The organism is Rhodovulum viride, assembly GCF_003265965.1.
Lineage (GTDB): Bacteria > Pseudomonadota > Alphaproteobacteria > Rhodobacterales > Rhodobacteraceae > Rhodovulum > Rhodovulum kholense.
Map to the genome: position 1 here is coordinate 1 of NZ_MUAV01000025.1, position 15,058 is coordinate 15,058.

At 68.4% G+C, this 15,058-nt stretch carries 18 protein-coding genes and 1 tRNA gene; 14 read left to right on the forward strand and 5 right to left on the reverse strand.

Annotated elements, in window-relative coordinates:
- The 4 genes from BYZ73_RS17135 to BYZ73_RS17155 form a co-directional block, all read left to right on the forward strand.
- On the forward strand, positions 1 to 518 hold a 518-nt coding region (locus tag BYZ73_RS17135), incomplete at its 5' end, for a hypothetical protein (protein ID WP_112316886.1).
- Positions 518 to 952: a hypothetical protein gene (locus BYZ73_RS17140; RefSeq protein ID WP_112316888.1), complete on the forward strand. Its 435-nt coding sequence runs from the start codon at positions 518 to 520 to the stop codon at positions 950 to 952. The genes BYZ73_RS17135 and BYZ73_RS17140, both read left to right, overlap by 1 nt.
- The gene (locus BYZ73_RS17145; RefSeq protein WP_112316890.1) at positions 945 to 1,343 is read left to right on the forward strand and encodes a hypothetical protein; all 399 of its coding nucleotides are present in this window, start codon (positions 945 to 947) and stop codon (positions 1,341 to 1,343) included. The genes BYZ73_RS17140 and BYZ73_RS17145 overlap by 8 nt, the downstream gene beginning before the upstream one ends.
- A 305-nt stretch (positions 1,344 to 1,648) precedes the next feature.
- A complete protein-coding gene (locus BYZ73_RS17155; RefSeq protein ID WP_112316891.1) occupies positions 1,649 to 2,758 on the forward strand; it encodes a tyrosine-type recombinase/integrase in 1,110 nt (369 codons plus the stop codon).
- 27 nt (positions 2,759 to 2,785) lie between these two features.
- Here the strand turns inward: BYZ73_RS17155 and BYZ73_RS17160 are convergent.
- Positions 2,786 to 2,862 (reverse strand) — tRNA-Arg (locus tag BYZ73_RS17160).
- 114 nt (positions 2,863 to 2,976) lie between these two features.
- Here BYZ73_RS17160 and BYZ73_RS17165 point away from each other — a divergent pair.
- The 4 genes from BYZ73_RS17165 to BYZ73_RS17180 are packed head-to-tail and all read left to right on the forward strand — an operon-like array spanning position 2,977 to position 6,550.
- A complete protein-coding gene (locus BYZ73_RS17165; protein ID WP_245943208.1) occupies positions 2,977 to 4,050 on the forward strand; it encodes a LacI family DNA-binding transcriptional regulator in 1,074 nt (357 codons plus the stop codon).
- A gap of 38 nt (positions 4,051 to 4,088) precedes the next feature.
- Positions 4,089 to 4,823 (forward strand): glycosyltransferase family 2 protein, encoded by a 735-nt coding sequence (locus BYZ73_RS17170; protein WP_112316893.1) that lies wholly within the window; start codon positions 4,089 to 4,091, stop codon positions 4,821 to 4,823.
- Positions 4,813 to 5,124: a lipid-A-disaccharide synthase N-terminal domain-containing protein gene (locus tag BYZ73_RS17175; RefSeq protein WP_112316895.1), complete on the forward strand. Its 312-nt coding sequence runs from the start codon at positions 4,813 to 4,815 to the stop codon at positions 5,122 to 5,124. The genes BYZ73_RS17170 and BYZ73_RS17175 overlap by 11 nt, the downstream gene beginning before the upstream one ends.
- A complete protein-coding gene (locus BYZ73_RS17180) occupies positions 5,099 to 6,550 on the forward strand; it encodes an ArnT family glycosyltransferase (protein ID WP_112316897.1) in 1,452 nt (483 codons plus the stop codon). Before BYZ73_RS17175 ends, BYZ73_RS17180 begins: the two co-directional genes overlap by 26 nt.
- A 7-nt stretch (positions 6,551 to 6,557) precedes the next feature.
- On the opposite strand, the gene BYZ73_RS17185 is transcribed toward BYZ73_RS17180, so the two are convergent.
- From BYZ73_RS17185 to BYZ73_RS17195, 3 genes are all read right to left on the reverse strand, one after another.
- Positions 6,558 to 8,102 (reverse strand): hypothetical protein, encoded by a 1,545-nt coding sequence (locus BYZ73_RS17185; RefSeq protein WP_112316898.1) that lies wholly within the window; start codon positions 8,100 to 8,102, stop codon positions 6,558 to 6,560.
- A gap of 122 nt (positions 8,103 to 8,224) precedes the next feature.
- Positions 8,225 to 8,920 carry a winged helix-turn-helix domain-containing protein gene (locus BYZ73_RS17190; protein WP_112316900.1) on the reverse strand — a complete coding sequence of 232 codons (696 nt, stop codon included), beginning with the start codon at positions 8,918 to 8,920 and terminating at the stop codon, positions 8,225 to 8,227.
- Between the two features lie 31 nt (positions 8,921 to 8,951).
- Positions 8,952 to 9,242, reverse strand: coding sequence for a hypothetical protein (locus BYZ73_RS17195; protein ID WP_108028700.1), 291 nt, complete (start codon positions 9,240 to 9,242; stop codon positions 8,952 to 8,954).
- 181 nt (positions 9,243 to 9,423) lie between these two features.
- Here BYZ73_RS17195 and BYZ73_RS17200 point away from each other — a divergent pair, with 181 nt between their 5' ends.
- From BYZ73_RS17200 to BYZ73_RS17215, 4 genes are all read left to right on the forward strand, one after another.
- Positions 9,424 to 9,873, forward strand: a complete 450-nt coding sequence (locus BYZ73_RS17200; RefSeq protein ID WP_112316902.1) for a hypothetical protein — start codon at positions 9,424 to 9,426, stop codon at positions 9,871 to 9,873.
- Between the two features lie 185 nt (positions 9,874 to 10,058).
- The gene (locus BYZ73_RS17205) at positions 10,059 to 10,697 is read left to right on the forward strand and encodes a ribonuclease HII (RefSeq protein WP_112316957.1); all 639 of its coding nucleotides are present in this window, start codon (positions 10,059 to 10,061) and stop codon (positions 10,695 to 10,697) included.
- A gap of 96 nt (positions 10,698 to 10,793) precedes the next feature.
- Entirely contained in the window at positions 10,794 to 11,888 is a 1,095-nt protein-coding gene (locus BYZ73_RS17210; RefSeq protein WP_108028702.1) for a site-specific DNA-methyltransferase, read from the forward strand.
- Between the two features lie 188 nt (positions 11,889 to 12,076).
- Positions 12,077 to 12,715, forward strand: a complete 639-nt coding sequence (locus tag BYZ73_RS17215; protein ID WP_112316904.1) for an NAD(P)-dependent oxidoreductase — start codon at positions 12,077 to 12,079, stop codon at positions 12,713 to 12,715.
- A gap of 3 nt (positions 12,716 to 12,718) precedes the next feature.
- Here the strand turns inward: BYZ73_RS17215 and BYZ73_RS17220 are convergent, their stop codons facing one another.
- Positions 12,719 to 13,795, reverse strand: a complete 1,077-nt coding sequence (locus tag BYZ73_RS17220; protein WP_112316906.1) for an A/G-specific adenine glycosylase — start codon at positions 13,793 to 13,795, stop codon at positions 12,719 to 12,721.
- A gap of 85 nt (positions 13,796 to 13,880) precedes the next feature.
- Here BYZ73_RS17220 and BYZ73_RS17225 point away from each other — a divergent pair, with 85 nt between their 5' ends.
- A complete protein-coding gene (locus tag BYZ73_RS17225; protein ID WP_108028661.1) occupies positions 13,881 to 14,399 on the forward strand; it encodes a DUF721 domain-containing protein in 519 nt (172 codons plus the stop codon).
- Positions 14,400 to 14,412: 13 nt separating this feature from the next.
- Positions 14,413 to 15,054 carry a DsbA family protein gene (locus BYZ73_RS17230; protein ID WP_112316908.1) on the forward strand — a complete coding sequence of 214 codons (642 nt, stop codon included), beginning with the start codon at positions 14,413 to 14,415 and terminating at the stop codon, positions 15,052 to 15,054.
- The last annotated feature ends 4 nt before the right edge of the window (positions 15,055 to 15,058 follow it).

Here is a 15,058-nt window from a genome sequence, read left to right on the forward strand (position 1 = left end):
GCACCCGGCTCTGCAATTCGGGCGTCCGCTGGCTGCATGTGCCGCCGACCAACGCTCCGGCCGAGGCGCACCCGGACGAGCGCGCGGCCTGGCGCAACCTTCCCGAAGAGGCCCGCCGCGCCATAATGTGGCGGCTGCTCGACGAGGGGGCCGCGCTGTTCTCGGCCTGCTGGCGCGCTCCGATCCCGCGCGTCGCGGTCGAGAACCCGGTGATGCACCCGCATGGCCGCGCCCGCCTGCCCGCCGATCTGCCGAAACCGCAGATCGTCCAGCCATGGTGGTTCGGCGAGCCCTTCTTCAAGGCGACCGGCCTTTACCTGCGCGGCCTCGCGCCCCTGAGCGCCACCGACCGCCTGACCCCGCCCGCGCCCGGCACCGAGGCGCACAAGCGCTGGAGCGCGGTCCACCGGGCCCCGCCCGGCCCCGACCGCTGGAAGATCAGATCCCGCACCTTCGAGGGCCTCGCCGCCGCCGCGGCCAGCCAATGGGGCGGCGACGCAAGGCAGGAGGCCGCGTGATGCCTGAGACCGAATGGCCCCGCGAGATCTGGGCCGCCCAACCCGACCCGGACGACGCAGAGCGCAGGCACGTCCTTTCAGAACACGCCACCGTCCCGCGTTTCGAGGGAGACAGCGAGCGCGATTGCGCGTTCCACCGCTGTGTCGACGGCGACATCGTCGACAGCGCGGATCGCTACCACCGCGAAATGCTGATCGCCGCGCGCGCCCGGGCCGACGCCGCAGAGGCCGAACGCGACCGGCTCCGCGCCGAGCTCGGGCGGCTGCGGGAGGACGCAGGACGGTATCGGTGGCTGCGCGCCCGGGATCTCGACACGATCCAGTCCGGGGGCGTCTTCGCGGGCAAGACGCCCGAAAACCTCGTCCTGAACCTGGAAGACCTCGACGCGGCGATTGATGCCGCCCGCGACCACGAGGACCGGAGCAATGGCTGACACCCTCCGCGCCAGCTTCGGCCGGTTCGAGGCCGAAACCGTCCCGGCCGAAGCCCGTCTGACAATCAGCAGGGACGGTGCGACCGTGATCCGGCTCTTCGGCCGCGATCTGGTTCGCAGCACGCTTCTGGGCGGCAGCTGGTGCCCCGACATGCAGCGCGCCCTCCGCTGGGGCCTCCAACGGATCGAGGCCGAGCTCGGCGAGGATCTCCGCTTCCGCGCCGGTGTGATGGCCGCATGCGAGACCATGCGGCGCCTGAGCGTTGGCCTGGACGTTCACGCCGGTCAGACGAGCGCGATCCTGCTGGGCGATGAGCCGACCCGGCTCGGGTTCAGAAAGGCGGTCGGCGAGCTGGTCGACAGCGTCATGGGAGGGACGCTCGATGGCTAACATGCTCCTGATCGAGAAGTGGAGCTTTTGGTGTGAGCCAAACGCGAAGGACCATGCCGCGCTAAGGTCGAAAACCGTTTCGGAAACTGAACAGGCCCGAAAGCCATGCCCCTGACCCTCTGCTTTGCACCCAGACTGATGCCAGCAGGGCAGGCAGCGCACTATCTTGGCGTTTCGGTCTCAAAGCTGCGAACACTGCCGATCACATCGAAGCAGCTGGACGGCAAACGAGTTTGGGACCTGCGCGACCTCGACGCCTATGCTGACAACTTGCCGACACACGGGGAATCGGATCAGGGGAACACATGCGACGCGCTGTTCACGGCAAGGGCATCCTGAAGCACCTTAACGCCTCAGGGCGGTGGCCAAGCGGGAATGTCCGCTACTACTACCGCCCGAAAGGGCAGAAGGGCGTGCCGCTGCCGGACATGCCGCCGTCACACCCCGACTTCCTCGCTGCCTATGCCAAAGCCGCTGGCCTGTCGGAACCGCCGCTGCCGTCAGCCCGCACCGGCTCGATTGCAGCCGGGATCGCCGCCTACCTGAAGTCCGATGCCTTTCTGTCCCTATCTGCCGGAACGCGCACGCGACGACGCATCATGCTGGACGACATCCGGCGGCGCTATGGCACGGGACTGACGCGCGATCTTCGGCCGCATCACATTCGCGCGGATCTCGAAGGTCGGCCACCGCACCCCGCCAACAACCGCCTGAAATGCTGGCGCGGCCTCTGCCGCTGGTGGCAAGACGCAGGGCTGGCCGAAGACGACGCCGCCGGGCCGGTCCGCACCCGCCGGGCCCCGCCCACTGACGGCCATCTGCCATGGACGCGCGACGATCTGGCGAAGTTCCGCGACCGCTGGCCAGAAACCACTCCGCAGCGCTTGGCTTTCGAGCTGCTGTTCTGGACCGGGGCCCGCATGTCGGATGCGGTGCGCCTCGGGCCAGGCATGGTCGACGCTGATGGCTGGTTGAGCTATCGGCAGTCAAAGACCGGCGGGAGGGTCGACGTTCCCTTTACCGCAAGCGCACCGGCCTGGGCCGAGCCGTCCGACCGCACCCATCTCTTTTCCGCACTCAAGGCGCAGACTGATCGGCATGCGGTCTGGATGGTCACCACCCACGGTCGCCCCAGGTCGATCAAGGCTGCCAGCCAATGGTTTGCCGAGGCGGCCCGCGCCGCCGGTATTGATGGCGGCCGGTCGGCCCACGGGCTTCGAAAGACGCGTGCCCAGATCATGGCCGAGCGCGGCGCCACACCTGACCAGCGCGCCGCATGGCTGGGGCACGAGTCCCTCTCCGAAGTGCAGCACTACAGCCGCCGCGCGGATCGCCGAAGGATGCTCGCGGGAACGGAGCCGGAACCGAAAAGTTCCAACTCGCCGAACCAAGTTCCAACTATTGTCCGCAAGTAGCTCTTTTCACGAGACTATTTTTTAACGTGGTGATCCCGGCAGGACTCGAACCTGCAACCTATCCCTTAGGAGGGGATTGCTCTATCCAGTTGAGCCACGGGACCACGCGCGGTCTTTTTCCTCGGAAAACGCCGCAGTTGCAAGACCGCTTCACCTTGGACATCCGGGCCATTCCCGCTTAACTGGTGCGACCACCCCTCTGAAGGACTTGTCGCCCCGTGACCGCAGACCGTCCCGACAGACCGAGCCGACCGCTGACGCTGCGCGACGTGTCCGAAGCCTCGGGCGTCAGCGAGATGACGGTCAGCCGCGTGCTGCGGCACAGCGGCGATGTCTCGGAGAAGACCCGCGCCAAGGTACTGGAGGCCGCCAAGCGGCTGGGTTACGTGCCCAACCGCATCGCGGGCGGGCTGGCCAGCCAGCGCGTGAACCTTGTGGGCGTGATCATTCCGTCGCTGTCGAACATGGTCTTCCCCGAAGTGCTGGCGGGCATCAACGAGGTGCTGGAAGACACCCCGCTGCAGCCCGTTTTCGGGCTGTCCCGCTACGACCCGCCGCATGAGGAGAAGGTGCTGTTCGAGATGCTGTCCTGGCGGCCCTCGGGGCTGATCGTGACCGGGCTCGAACATTCCGAGGCCAGCCGGGCGATGCTGCGGGCCGCGGGGATTCCTGTGGTCGAGATCCTCGATCTGGACGGCGAGCCCATCGACTCGGTCGTCGGCATCTCGCATCGCCGGGCCGGGGCCGAGATGGCGCGGGCCATCGCGGGGGCGGGCTATCGCCGGATCGGTTTCCTCGGCACCAAGATGCCGATGGACCACCGGGCGCGGAAGCGGTTCGAGGGGTTCACCGGGGCGCTTGCCCGGGCGGGTCTCGAGATCGTCGATCAGGAATTCTATTCGGGCGGATCGGGGCTCGAGAAGGGCCGCGAGATGACGCGGGCGCTGCTGGACCGTCATCCCGATCTGGATTTCCTTTACTTCTCCAACGACATGATCGCGGCGGGCGGGCTGCTTTACTGTCTGGAGCGCGGCTTCGACGTGCCGGGCAAGCTGGGGCTGGCGGGCTTCAACGGCATCGAGCTGCTGAGCGGGCTGCCGCTGCGCCCGGCCACGATGGACATCCAGCGCCGCGAGATCGGCCGCCGCGCGGCGCAGATCATCGCGGATTGCGTCGCCAAGGGTCTGCCCGGCAAGGGCGAGCGGGTGGCGCTGACGCCGCGGATCGACCCGGGCCATACCCTGCGTGCCGCCCTTGCCAGATGTGGACAAGCCGTCCGCGATCAGGTTTAACCGCGGCCAAATCGCTCCGGCGCCCCAACGAGGCCTCAATGCCAGCCGTTTCCATCGTCATTCCCATGAAGAACGAGGCCGAGAATGTCGCCTTTCTTCTGGGCGAAATCGCCGAGGCCTGCGCAGGTCTCGACAGCCACGAGGTGATCGTCGTCGACGACGGCTCGACCGACCGGACGGCGGCCATCGTCGCCGAGCGGATGAAATCCGACCCTGCCTTGCGGCTGCTGCGCCACCCGAATTCGGGCGGGCAGAGCGCGGCCGTGCATAGCGGTGTGCTGGCGGCGCGCGCGCCGGTGGTTTGCACGCTTGACGGCGACGGTCAGAACCCGCCCGCCGAACTGCCGAAGCTCTGGGCGCCGCTCCTGGCCGACGAGACCGGTCGGCTGGCGCTGGTCGCCGGGCAGCGGGTCGGGCGGCAGGACACCGCCTCGAAGAAATGGGCCTCGCGCGCGGCCAATGCGATCCGGGCGCGGTTGCTGAAGGACGGCACCCGCGACACCGGCTGCGGGCTCAAGGGCTTCCGGCGCGACCTGTTCCTGACCCTGCCCTATTTCGATCACATGCACCGCTATCTGCCCGCGCTTTTCAAGCGCGACGGCTGGGAGATCGCGCTGGTCGATGTCAGTCACCGCGAACGCCATGCCGGACAGTCGAACTACAACAACCTCCAGCGCGCGCTGGTCGGCATCCACGACCTGATCGGCGTGTCCTGGCTGATCCTGCGCCGCAAGAAGGCCCGCGCCACCGAGGAGGTTCCGCATGGCCATTGAGACCGTCTTCGGCTGGCTGCATGTCGACAGCTGGGTCGAATTCTGGTGGGTCGTCGTCGGGCTGGGCGGCCAGCTGATGTTCACCGCCCGCTTCCTGGTGCAGTGGATCGCCTCGGAACGGGCGCGCAATTCTGTGGTGCCGGTGGCCTTCTGGTATTTCTCGATGGCGGGCGGCGTGATCCTTCTGGCCTATGCGATCTACCGCAAGGACCCGGTCTTCATCCTGGGGCAGGTCACCGGCGTCTTCATCTACACCCGGAACCTGTGGCTGATTCATGCGCACCGGCGCCGCAGCGCCTGACCGCCACGGCTGGCTGATCCCGGCCGCGGCCGCCGTCCTCGCGGTGACGGCGATCCGGGTCTGGCTGCTCTGGCTGAACCGGATGGACCTCTTCGTCGACGAGGCCCAGTACTGGCTCTGGGGCCGCGAGCTGGCCTTCGGCTATTATTCGAAGCCACCGATGATCGGCTGGGTGATCCGCGCGGTGACCGGGCTCGCAGGCAACGACGCGCCGTTCTGGGTGCGGCTGCCCGCGCCGCTGTTCCATGCCGCAACGGCGCTGATCCTCGGGCGGGTCGCGGCCGGGCTCTGGGGGCGGCAAGCGGCGATCTGGGTGGCTCTGGGCTTCATCACCCTGCCGATGGTCGCGGCGGGCTCGATCCTGATCTCGACCGACACCATCATGTTCCCGTTTCTGGCGCTGGCGCTCGGGTTCTGGCTGAGGATGCTGGCGCGGCCCGGGCCGGGCTGGGCGCTGGCGGCGGGCGTGGCGCTGGGGCTGGCCTTCCTGTCGAAATACGCGGCAATCTACTATCCGCTTTGTGCGGCACTGGCGGCAGTTCTGATCGCCCCTGCCCGGCCGCGGCTGCGCGACGCGGGCCTCGCGCTCCTGGCCTTCGCGGTGACGATCTCGCCCAACGTGGTCTGGAACCTGCAAAACGGTCTGACCACGCTTGAACATACGCTCGACAATGCGGACTGGGTGCGCGACCCCTCGGCCCGGGCCGGGTTCAATATCGCCGGGCTTGTCGAGTTTCTGGGCAGCCAGTTCGCCGTCTTCGGCCCGGTGCTGTTCGCGGCGCTGATCTGGGGCGCGCTGCGCTGGTCCGACCGCGACGCGCCGACGCGGCTGATGCTGGTCTTCGCGCTGCCGGTCGTGGCCATCGTCTCGGTCGAGGCGGTTCTGTCGGGCGCCTATGCCAACTGGGCGGCGGCGGCCTATCTGGCCGGGACGCTGGCTGTTCTGCCGCGGCTCGGCCGGGGGCTGAGGATCGCGTCCTTCGCCATCAACGGCACGGTGGCGCTGGCGCTGCCGGTGCTTGGGGTCTACGCGCCTTCGGCCAGTTTGGGCGGGCATCCGGTGCTGGAACGATATCTGGGGCGTACGGATCTCAGCGACAGGATCCTCGACATCGCCGCGGCCGAGGAGCAGCGGGTCATCGTCGCCGACAATCGCGACCTGCTGGCCGATCTCTTCTATACTGGGCGCGACCGCGACGTGTCGATCCATGCGCCGCCGCCCGAGGGCCGCGCCTCGAACCACTACGCGCTGCGCCATGCGCTGCCGCGCGGGCTGTCCGGCACGGTGCTGTATGTCGCGGCCGGAACGCCCCCCGCCTGCGCGGACGGGACCGACCCGCTGACTGAGCTGACCCCCGAGACCGGGGCCTATCGCGGCAAGCGGTTCCTGATTTTCAAGCTTCCGGCCAGCTGCTGGAACGGCTGAGCGCGGCTCAGGGCATGATCAGATAGGGCCGGTCGGGCTGCAGCCGTTCGATCTGGTAGACGCCCTCGCCCACCTCGGGCGGCAGCGTGCGGGTGTTGCCGTCATGGCCGATCCGGGTCCAGCCTGTCAGCGCCCCGGCCCCGTCATAGTCTGCGCGGTCGGTCCAGGGGGCCGACCAGAACAGCAGCGGGTCGTAATAGACGCCCCGCCCCATCGCGTCATAGTCGATCGACACCAGCCGCATGCCGCCCGCCCCCGAGGTCGCATAGGTCCGGTTCTGGTGATCGGGAAAGAACACCGTCACGAAAGCGGGGGCGCTGTCATTGACCCCGTTCGAGGCAAAGACCCCGATCTCGACCCGCGACTGGCGGCGGTTGTGATAGCCGGTGCGGTCGCGGGTAATCACCGTCTTCGGGTCGTGCCAGGCGAACCGGATACGCGCGCGGCTGCCGTCGGGGTCGAGCGGCTCGATCCAGACCCGGGCCGGATCGCCCTGCAGCAGCGCCCAGGTGAAGGTCAGCTTGCGGCCGTTCGGATCGCGGGTCCCGGCGGCACTGACGGTCATCTCGCGCGACCAGCCGAAATTGCGCCAGATCCGGGCGATGGCGCCATCGGTGTCGAACAGCCGCTCGGACAGCCGCGCCAAGCCTTCGGCCTCGCCAAAGCCGTCCTCCTCGACCCGCAGCCGCACCATCGGCGGGATCGCATCGGGCCGCATCGCCGCCGCCTCGGCCATCATCCGCCCGGGGCGCAGCGCGTCGCCCTCGAAGACGACCGGATGGGCGATGCCGCTGAGATAGGCCTCGCGGCTGCGCACCGGGGCATAGCTGCGGCGCAGGATCATCTGCAGCGTCGGCGCCATCAGCCTGTTGTCGCGCAGCGCCGCGAAGGTGTCGGGCGGGAAGGCCGCCAGCGTCATCGCCAGCGCGGCCAGGAAGGGCTGGTCGGACCCCGACGAGCCCTGGCTGATCAGCATGTAGGGCCAGTTCGCGGGATAGCGGTCGGCCTCGTCATGGTCGCGGTGTTCTGGATAGACGTAAAGGTGGTTGTTCTCGTAGAGCCGCGCGCTTTGCGCGGGTCCGTCTGCCGAGGTCATCGCCAGCCGGGGCAGGCTGCGCTGGGCCGGGCCCGAGGTGACCGAGGTCGAGGAATTGCCGAAGACGACGGCCGGCAGCAGGATCTTGCCCGCCAGCCCGTAATCCGCCCCGGCCTTGCGCAGTTGATCGCTGTAGCTCAGCCGGGTCAGCCGCGGGAACAGGTCCTTGGGCAGGGTGGAATGGCCCCGGTCGCGATTGTCGTACAGCACCCCCTCGAAGCCGTTCACCGCCTGCTGTCCGGCCAGATGGCGCAGTACCTGCCCGCCCGAGCGCAGCCCCCGATTGCCGACCAGCGGCAGGGTCTCGTCCTGCGGCGGCAACTTCAGCCCCATCGCCAGATAGGTGCCGAACGCCCCTTCGACCAAGGCCGAGCGAGCCAGAACGACCTCTTCGGCAGCGAGCCGCAGCGGCAGAAGGCAGACCATCAGGCACAGGGCAACGAAACCGAAACGCATGGGCCGATCCTGCCCAAGCCGGGCGTCCGGGTCCAGTGCCAACCCACGAACCGAGCGCATGGACCGCCCCACGGGCCGACCGCCAGTACCGACCAGACGGGTCACACGAGCCGCACGGGCCGTCAGGTCATCCGGATCACGTCCTTGTCGATGGCCAGAACATAGCCGCGCCGGGCCACGTTGCGCACCAGAAGCTCGCTGACGATCTGATTGCCCAGCGAATCGCGCAGCCGCTTGATACGGGTCGCGCCCGCGGCCTCGTCGCACTCCTCGGGGCGGCGGCCCGAGACCGTGGCCTCGATCTCGGCGCCCGACAGGATGTCGTCGTCCATCCGCGCCTCGGCCAGCACCGACAGGGTCTCGATGGCGGCCTCTGTCAGCCGGAACGCCATGTCGTTCAGCATCACCGTATTCTCGGCCCGGCTGATCACCAGCGACGAGACCCGGATGCCCGCGCGCTCGATTTCCGACATGCGGCGGTTCAGCGTGACGATGGTGAACAGAAACACCAGCGCCGCGACCAGAAGCGCGGTCGAGAAGACCAGCAGCACGAAGATCACCATCCGGTAAGAGGCCAGCACGTCGGAAAACGCCGTACCGGACTGGGCGAGGATTTCCAGAAGCTTCACCTCGGCGCCCGAGCGCAGCGCGTCGTTCTCGACGAAGATCCGCTCGACCCGGGCGTTGAAGGCATTGGCGTCGGGCAGGTTCAGAAACAGCAGGACCGCCGCGACCAGAAGGATCGCGACGATGGCCAGAAGCCCCACCACCACGACCCGCCCGGCCTGCAGCGGGCGGTGCTTCGGCGGCGCGCTCACCGACTGGTCCTTTTCGGCCCGCCGTCCATCGTCAGTATTTCAGGAAGAAGCCGCCGGCGCTAGCCTTGCGGTCGCCCAGGCCCTCGGCCCCGAAGATCGACATGACGTTCAGAAGCTGCCAGCCGCCCCGCCGGATCCGCCGGTCGATCTCGCGCGCGGCGGCGTCGCGGCTGCCGCAGACAGCGTCGGGCAGCTCGATCACGCCGTAATGCAGCTTCAGCGGATTGTCCTGCTTGGCCTTGTAATCGGCATAGCAGGCGGCCGCGGCGGGCCCGCTGAGCGCGGCAAGCAGAAGGCAGGCGAGGATCGGGCGCAGGATCATGGCCCGGAGCATGGTCCAGGCGGCGGCGCTATTCAATGACAACCGTCGGCCCCCTGCGGAAAGACTCGCGGTTATTCGATAGCAGGCCCGCGTTATTGCGCGGCAACGGGCCGGCGACCCAGCCTGCGCGCATCGACAGGCGGCGGACGTCCCGCCGCGACCGGACGCAAAGGACCACCTCATGAGACACCGGATCATCGCCCCGCTTCTTGCCGCCGCACTGGTATTTGGCACGGTCGGGGCCGCCCCTGCCCGCGCCGCCGACGGATCGGATGTCGCCAAGGCCCTGCTGGGGGCGACCGCGCTGTTCGTCATCGTGAACGGGATCGACCGCCACACTGGCAAGGCGGACAGGCACGACCGGCACCATGTCGCGCCGGCGCCGCCGCCCCGTGCCGACCGGTTCTGGCGCGACCGCCGCCCTGCCGCCCGCTCGGTTCCCGCCCGCTGCATCAGCAGGGTCGAGACCCGGCACGGGTCCCGTCAGGTCGCCTCGGATCGCTGCCTGCGGCAGGCCGGGCTGCGGGACCTGCCCAGGCACTGCGCGCTGCCCGGACGGGGCAAGCGCGATGTCTATGCCATGAGCTGCCTCGCCGACACCGGCTACCGGATCGGCTCCCGGCGCCGCTGACCGCCCGGAAGGGGGCGCGTCGGGGCACCGGCGGGCAGGGCGCGGGCCGGGGGTAAGGCCCGTGCCGGGGGGCGGAGGGCGACGAGGCACCCTCCGCCCCAACGTTGTGCCGTTTCGGTCGCTTGCGGCCACGGTTCCCGGGAATGGGCCTTGCCGGGCCGGGCATTTGGCGGTTCTGTTTGCCCATGACGAAGCCCCTTCCCGATTTCACCCTCGAAGCCGAGGCCCTTGCCGGCGGCGCCCGGCTGGTCGCGGGCGTCGACGAGGTCGGCCGCGGTCCGCTGGCAGGCCCGGTGATGGCCGCAGCCGTCTGCCTGACCCCCGACGACATTCCCGACGGTTTGCGCGATTCAAAGACCCTGACCGCGCATCGCCGCGAGGTACTGGCCGCCGAGATCCGCGCCCGCGCCGCCGTCGGCCTTGGCGAGGCCAGCGCCCGCGAGATCGAAGAGCTGAACATCCTGCAGGCCAGCCATCTGGCGATGTGCCGCGCCCTGGCCGCGCTGCCCGCACCGCCCGATCTGGCGCTGATCGACGGCAACAGCCTGCCGAGGGCGCTGCCCTGCCGGGGCATCCGCGTCGTCAAGGGCGATGCGCGCTGCCTGTCGATCGCCGCCGCCTCGATCGTGGCCAAGGTCGCGCGCGATGCCGTCATGGTGGAGCTTGCGCAACAGTATCCGGGCTACGGCTGGGATCATAACGCGGGCTATCCCACGAAAGAACACCTGCGCGCTCTCCGAGATATGGGGGTCAGCCCACACCATAGGCGTTCGTTCAAGCCTGTATACAATATCTTGTGGCAAGATAAATCCGTAAGTCCCTGATTCAAAAAAGAAATTGACGGCGAATCGGGTATGACTCACATTGTCCTTACACAAAGGACGCCGAAGAACGGCGCGAAGCGAGGCAGTGTGACGACGATGACCAGAACGAAGGGGGCGCTCACGCTCCCGCTAAATACCATTTTGCCCGGCGACTGCATCGAGGCGATGAACGGCCTGCCTGAGGCATCGGTCGATCTGGTCTTTGCGGACCCGCCTTATAACCTGCAGCTCAAGGGCGATCTGCATCGCCCCGACAATTCCAAGGTCGATGCGGTCGACGACCATTGGGACCAGTTCGACAGCTTTGCGGCCTATGACCGCTTTACCCATGACTGGCTGGCCGCCGCGCGCCGGGTGCTGAAACCGACGGGCGCGATCTGGGTGATCGGCAGCTATCACAACGTCTTCCGCATGGGCGCCGAGTTGCAGAACCAGGGCTTCTGGATCCTCAACGACGTGGTCTGGCGCAAGTCGAACCCGATGCCGAATTTCCGCGGCAAGCGGCTGACCAACGCCCATGAGACGCTGATCTGGGCCTCGAAATCGGAAGGCGCGAAATATACCTTCAATTACGAGGCGTTGAAATCGCTGAACGAGGGCGTGCAGATGCGCTCGGACTGGGTGCTGCCGATCTGCACCGGGCATGAACGACTGAAGGACGAGAACGGCGACAAGGCGCATCCGACGCAAAAGCCTGAATCGCTTCTGCACCGGGTGCTGCTGGCCACGACCAATCCGGGCGACGTGGTGCTTGACCCGTTCTTCGGCACCGGCACCACCGGCGCGGTCGCCAAGATGCTGGGCCGCGACTTCATCGGCATCGAACGCGAAGAGGCCTATCGCAAGGTGGCCGAGCGGCGGCTGGCCAAGGTGCGCAAGTTCGACCGCGAGGCGCTGGTCGTCTCGGCCTCGAAACGCGCCGAGCCGCGCATTCCCTTCGGCCAGCTGGTCGAACGCGGGCTGTTGCGTCCGGGCGAGGTGCTGATCTCGCCGCGCGGCAAGACCGCCAAAGTGCGGGCCGACGGCACGCTGGTCGGCGAGGCGGTGACCGGCTCGATCCATCAGGTGGGCGCGGCTCTTGAAGGCGCGCCAAGCTGCAACGGCTGGACCTACTGGCACTACCGGCGCGAGGGGCAGACGGTCCCGATCGACGTGCTGCGCCAGCAGATCCGCGCCCAGCTTCACGACTGAGGCAGGGACAGTCGCCCCCGTGCCCGTCAGGGGCGCGGGGCGCGGCCTTGCACTGATCTGGCCGAGCGTCGTTCATTGGGCCGACGGGCCCCGGCCAGTGGTCGCGGCAGGCGGAATGCCGCTGTCTTTCCTCCGTTTCCTGTCAGAACCGGTCCGGCGCGCCTATCTGGTAGCAGAGGAGGTGACGCATGAAACTGTTGGTGATCGGAGCAAGCAAGGGGATCGGGCTCGAGACGGTGCGCTATGCGCTCGGCCGCGGCCATGACGTCCGCGCCTTCGCGCGGAGCGCCGAAGGCATCGCGATCGACGATCCGAAGCTGGAAAAAGTGACCGGCGACGCGTGCGACGCGGCCGCGGTCAAGGCGGCGGTTCAGGGCGTCGACGCGGTGATCGTGACGCTGGGCCTGCCGAAGACGCTGCCCGCGATGGTACAGAAGACCACGCTTTTCTCGGACGCGACGCGGGTGCTGTTACCGGCAATGAAATCGTCCGGAGTGCGGCGGCTGCTGGCCGTTACGGGCTTTGGCGCGGGCGACAGCAAGGCGAAGATGAGCACGGTCGAAAGGCTGGGCTTCAAGGCCCTGCTGGAACGGGCCTATGCCGACAAGACCGCGCAGGAGCGGCTGATCCGCGAGTCCGGGCTTGACTGGACCATCGCGCGGCCCGGCATCCTGACCTCGACCGCCCCCAGCCATGCCTATGATGTGCTGGTCGAGCCCGACACCTGGCATAACGGGCTGATCTCGCGCGGGGATGTCGCACATTTCCTGGTGCATGCCGCCGAGGATGCCAGCCATATCGGCGAAGCGCCGGTGCTGATCCGCTGACCCTCAGCCTTGGGCGTTCCGGGGCGGATCGAAAGCCGGACGCGCAAGGTCGAAGGCCTTGCGCATCACCGTCGGCAGGTCCGACGGCCGGAACGCGCCGGGCGCGAGAAACTGCCCGCGCTCCGGGATGCAGTCCCCGGGAAGATCGACCACCCAGAGATCGAGCCTCAGGTGAAAATGGGTGAATGTGTGCCGCACCTCCGCCCCCAGCGGGCGCCAGTCGGCCTCGGCGGGCGGAGCGGGAAAAGGCTCTGTTTCGGCCCAATCGCTGCCGGGCCAGCCCAGCATGCCGCCCAGAAGCCCGGTCTCGGGGCGGCGCTCCAGAAGCCAGGCGCCATCGGTCCGCCGCCCCAGATAGGCCCGCCCCAGCCGGGTCGGCTTGGGCGTCTTCGGCAGCTTGCGGGGCAGCGCGGCGGCGATGCCCTCGGCGCGGGCGACGCAAGGCGCGCGCCAGGGGCAGATCCCGCAGGCGGGGTTCCGGGGCGTGCAGATCGTGGCCCCCAGATCCATCACCGCCTGGGCATGATCTCCGGGCCTTTCGGGTGGCGTCAGCCGGGCGGCCAGCGCCGTCAGGTCGGGCTTGGCGGTGGGCAGCGGCGTCTCGACCGCGAAGAGCCGGGACATCACCCGTTCGACATTGCCGTCGACCACGGTTTCGGGCCGGTCGAAGGCGATGGCCGAGATGGCCGCCGCCGTATAGGGGCCGATCCCCGGCAATGCCAGCAGTGCCGCGCGGCTGTCGGGAAACCGCCCGCCATGGTCGGCAGCGACGGCGCGGGCGCATTTCAGAAGGTTCCGCGCCCGGGCGTAATAGCCAAGCCCCGCCCATTCGCCCATCACCCGGGCATCCTCGGCCGCGGCCAGCGCGCCCACATCGGGCCAGAGCGTCGTGAAGCGGTGGAAATAGTCCTTCACCGCCGCGACGGTGGTCTGCTGCAGCATCACCTCGGACAGCCACACCCGGTAGGGGTCTGGGCGCTCGCCCGCCTGGCGCGCCGCCGGGCCGACCCGCCAGGGCAGATCGCGCGCATGGATGTCGTACCAGGCCAGAAGCTCGGCGCTCAACTCGTCGTCACGCAATCTTTATGCTCCCGCCCGGGTCATTTGTCTGGCTGGCCGCCCTGCCGCCGCATAAGGTAGGTCAGGGATCGGGAAATTGACAGGGATGCAGGGACAAACCGACCAGAACAGCCGGCGCAGACGCGGGTTCGAAAGGGCCTCGGCGCTGCTTGAGGGACGCATCCGGCGCGTGGGCGAAAAACGCGGCTTTGCGGTCGCGCGGCTTCTGACCCACTGGCCCGAGGTGGTCGGCGACGAGACCGCCCGGATCTGCCGCCCGGTCGAGGTGCGCTATGGCCGCGACGGCTTCGGCGCCACGCTGACCCTGCTGACCACCGGCGCCCATGCGCCGATGCTGGACATGCAGAAGGACGCCCTCCGCGAAAAGGTGAACGCCTGCTACGGCTATGCCGCCATTGCCCGCATCCGCCTGACCCAGACCGCTCCGACGGGCTTTGCCGAGGGCCAGGCGGCCTTCGCCCCTGCCCCGAAGCCGCCCGCGCCTGCCCCCGATCCCCGGACCGCCGCCGCCGCGTCGGATCTGGCGGTCGAGGTTCGGGACGAGGGGTTGCGCGCCGCCCTGCAAGACCTCGGGACCAGGGTTCTGTCCCGTTCGAAACGCTAAGGAGACCGCTTCGATGATCCGCAAACTGACGCTGTCCTTCGGGCTGGCCGCGCTGACCACTCTGGGTCTGGGCGTTGCCCCGGCCTCGGCGCCGCTGCTGTCCTCTGCCGCCTGGGCCGAGGAGACGCCCGATGTGACCCCCTTCACCATGGGCGACCCGAACGCGCCGATCGAGCTGGAGGAGTTCGCCTCTTTCACCTGCGGCCACTGCGCGCATTTCCATGAGGACGTCTTCAAGCGCCTGAAGGCCGATTACATCGACACCGGCAAGGTCCATTTCACCTATCACGAGGTCTACTGGGACCCCTACGCGGTCTGGGCCGGTCTTCTGGCGCGCTGCGGCGGCGAGATGCGGTTCTTTGGCATCGTCTCGATGCTGTACGAAAAGCAGAAGGACTGGATCGACCCGAAGGACCCGCAGAAGACTTCGGAAAACCTGCGCCGGATCGGCCAGACCGCGGGGCTGAGCGAGGATGCGATGAACCAGTGCCTCACCGATGCCGCGCTGGCCAAGGCGCTGAGCGAGAATTCGGACAAGACGGTCGATGCGGCCGGGGTCACCGGCACGCCCTCGCTGGTGATCGACGGGCAGCTTTACAAGAACATGAGCTATCGCGATCTCAAGAAGATCCTCGACGAGAAGCTGGCCGGCTGACGCG

Bases quoted from the DNA above. Each gene is read 5' to 3' on its own strand.
- BYZ73_RS17180 (WP_112316897.1), top strand. From the start codon at position 5,099: ATGCGCACCGGCGCCGCAGCGCCTGACCGCCACGGCTGGCTGATCCCG.
- BYZ73_RS17175 (WP_112316895.1), top strand. From the start codon at position 4,813: ATGGCCATTGAGACCGTCTTCGGCTGGCTGCATGTCGACAGCTGGGTC.
- BYZ73_RS17210 (WP_108028702.1), top strand. From the start codon at position 10,794: ATGACCAGAACGAAGGGGGCGCTCACGCTCCCGCTAAATACCATTTTG.
- BYZ73_RS17225 (WP_108028661.1), top strand. From the start codon at position 13,881: ATGCAGGGACAAACCGACCAGAACAGCCGGCGCAGACGCGGGTTCGAA.
- BYZ73_RS17140 (WP_112316888.1), top strand. From the start codon at position 518: ATGCCTGAGACCGAATGGCCCCGCGAGATCTGGGCCGCCCAACCCGAC.
- BYZ73_RS17155 (WP_112316891.1), top strand. From the start codon at position 1,649: ATGCGACGCGCTGTTCACGGCAAGGGCATCCTGAAGCACCTTAACGCC.
- BYZ73_RS17185 (WP_112316898.1), bottom strand. From the start codon at position 8,102: ATGCGTTTCGGTTTCGTTGCCCTGTGCCTGATGGTCTGCCTTCTGCCG.
- BYZ73_RS17145 (WP_112316890.1), top strand. From the start codon at position 945: ATGGCTGACACCCTCCGCGCCAGCTTCGGCCGGTTCGAGGCCGAAACC.
- BYZ73_RS17170 (WP_112316893.1), top strand. From the start codon at position 4,089: ATGCCAGCCGTTTCCATCGTCATTCCCATGAAGAACGAGGCCGAGAAT.
- BYZ73_RS17195 (WP_108028700.1), bottom strand. From the start codon at position 9,242: ATGATCCTGCGCCCGATCCTCGCCTGCCTTCTGCTTGCCGCGCTCAGC.
- BYZ73_RS17205 (WP_112316957.1), top strand. From the start codon at position 10,059: ATGACGAAGCCCCTTCCCGATTTCACCCTCGAAGCCGAGGCCCTTGCC.
- BYZ73_RS17215 (WP_112316904.1), top strand. From the start codon at position 12,077: ATGAAACTGTTGGTGATCGGAGCAAGCAAGGGGATCGGGCTCGAGACG.
- BYZ73_RS17200 (WP_112316902.1), top strand. From the start codon at position 9,424: ATGAGACACCGGATCATCGCCCCGCTTCTTGCCGCCGCACTGGTATTT.
- BYZ73_RS17230 (WP_112316908.1), top strand. From the start codon at position 14,413: ATGATCCGCAAACTGACGCTGTCCTTCGGGCTGGCCGCGCTGACCACT.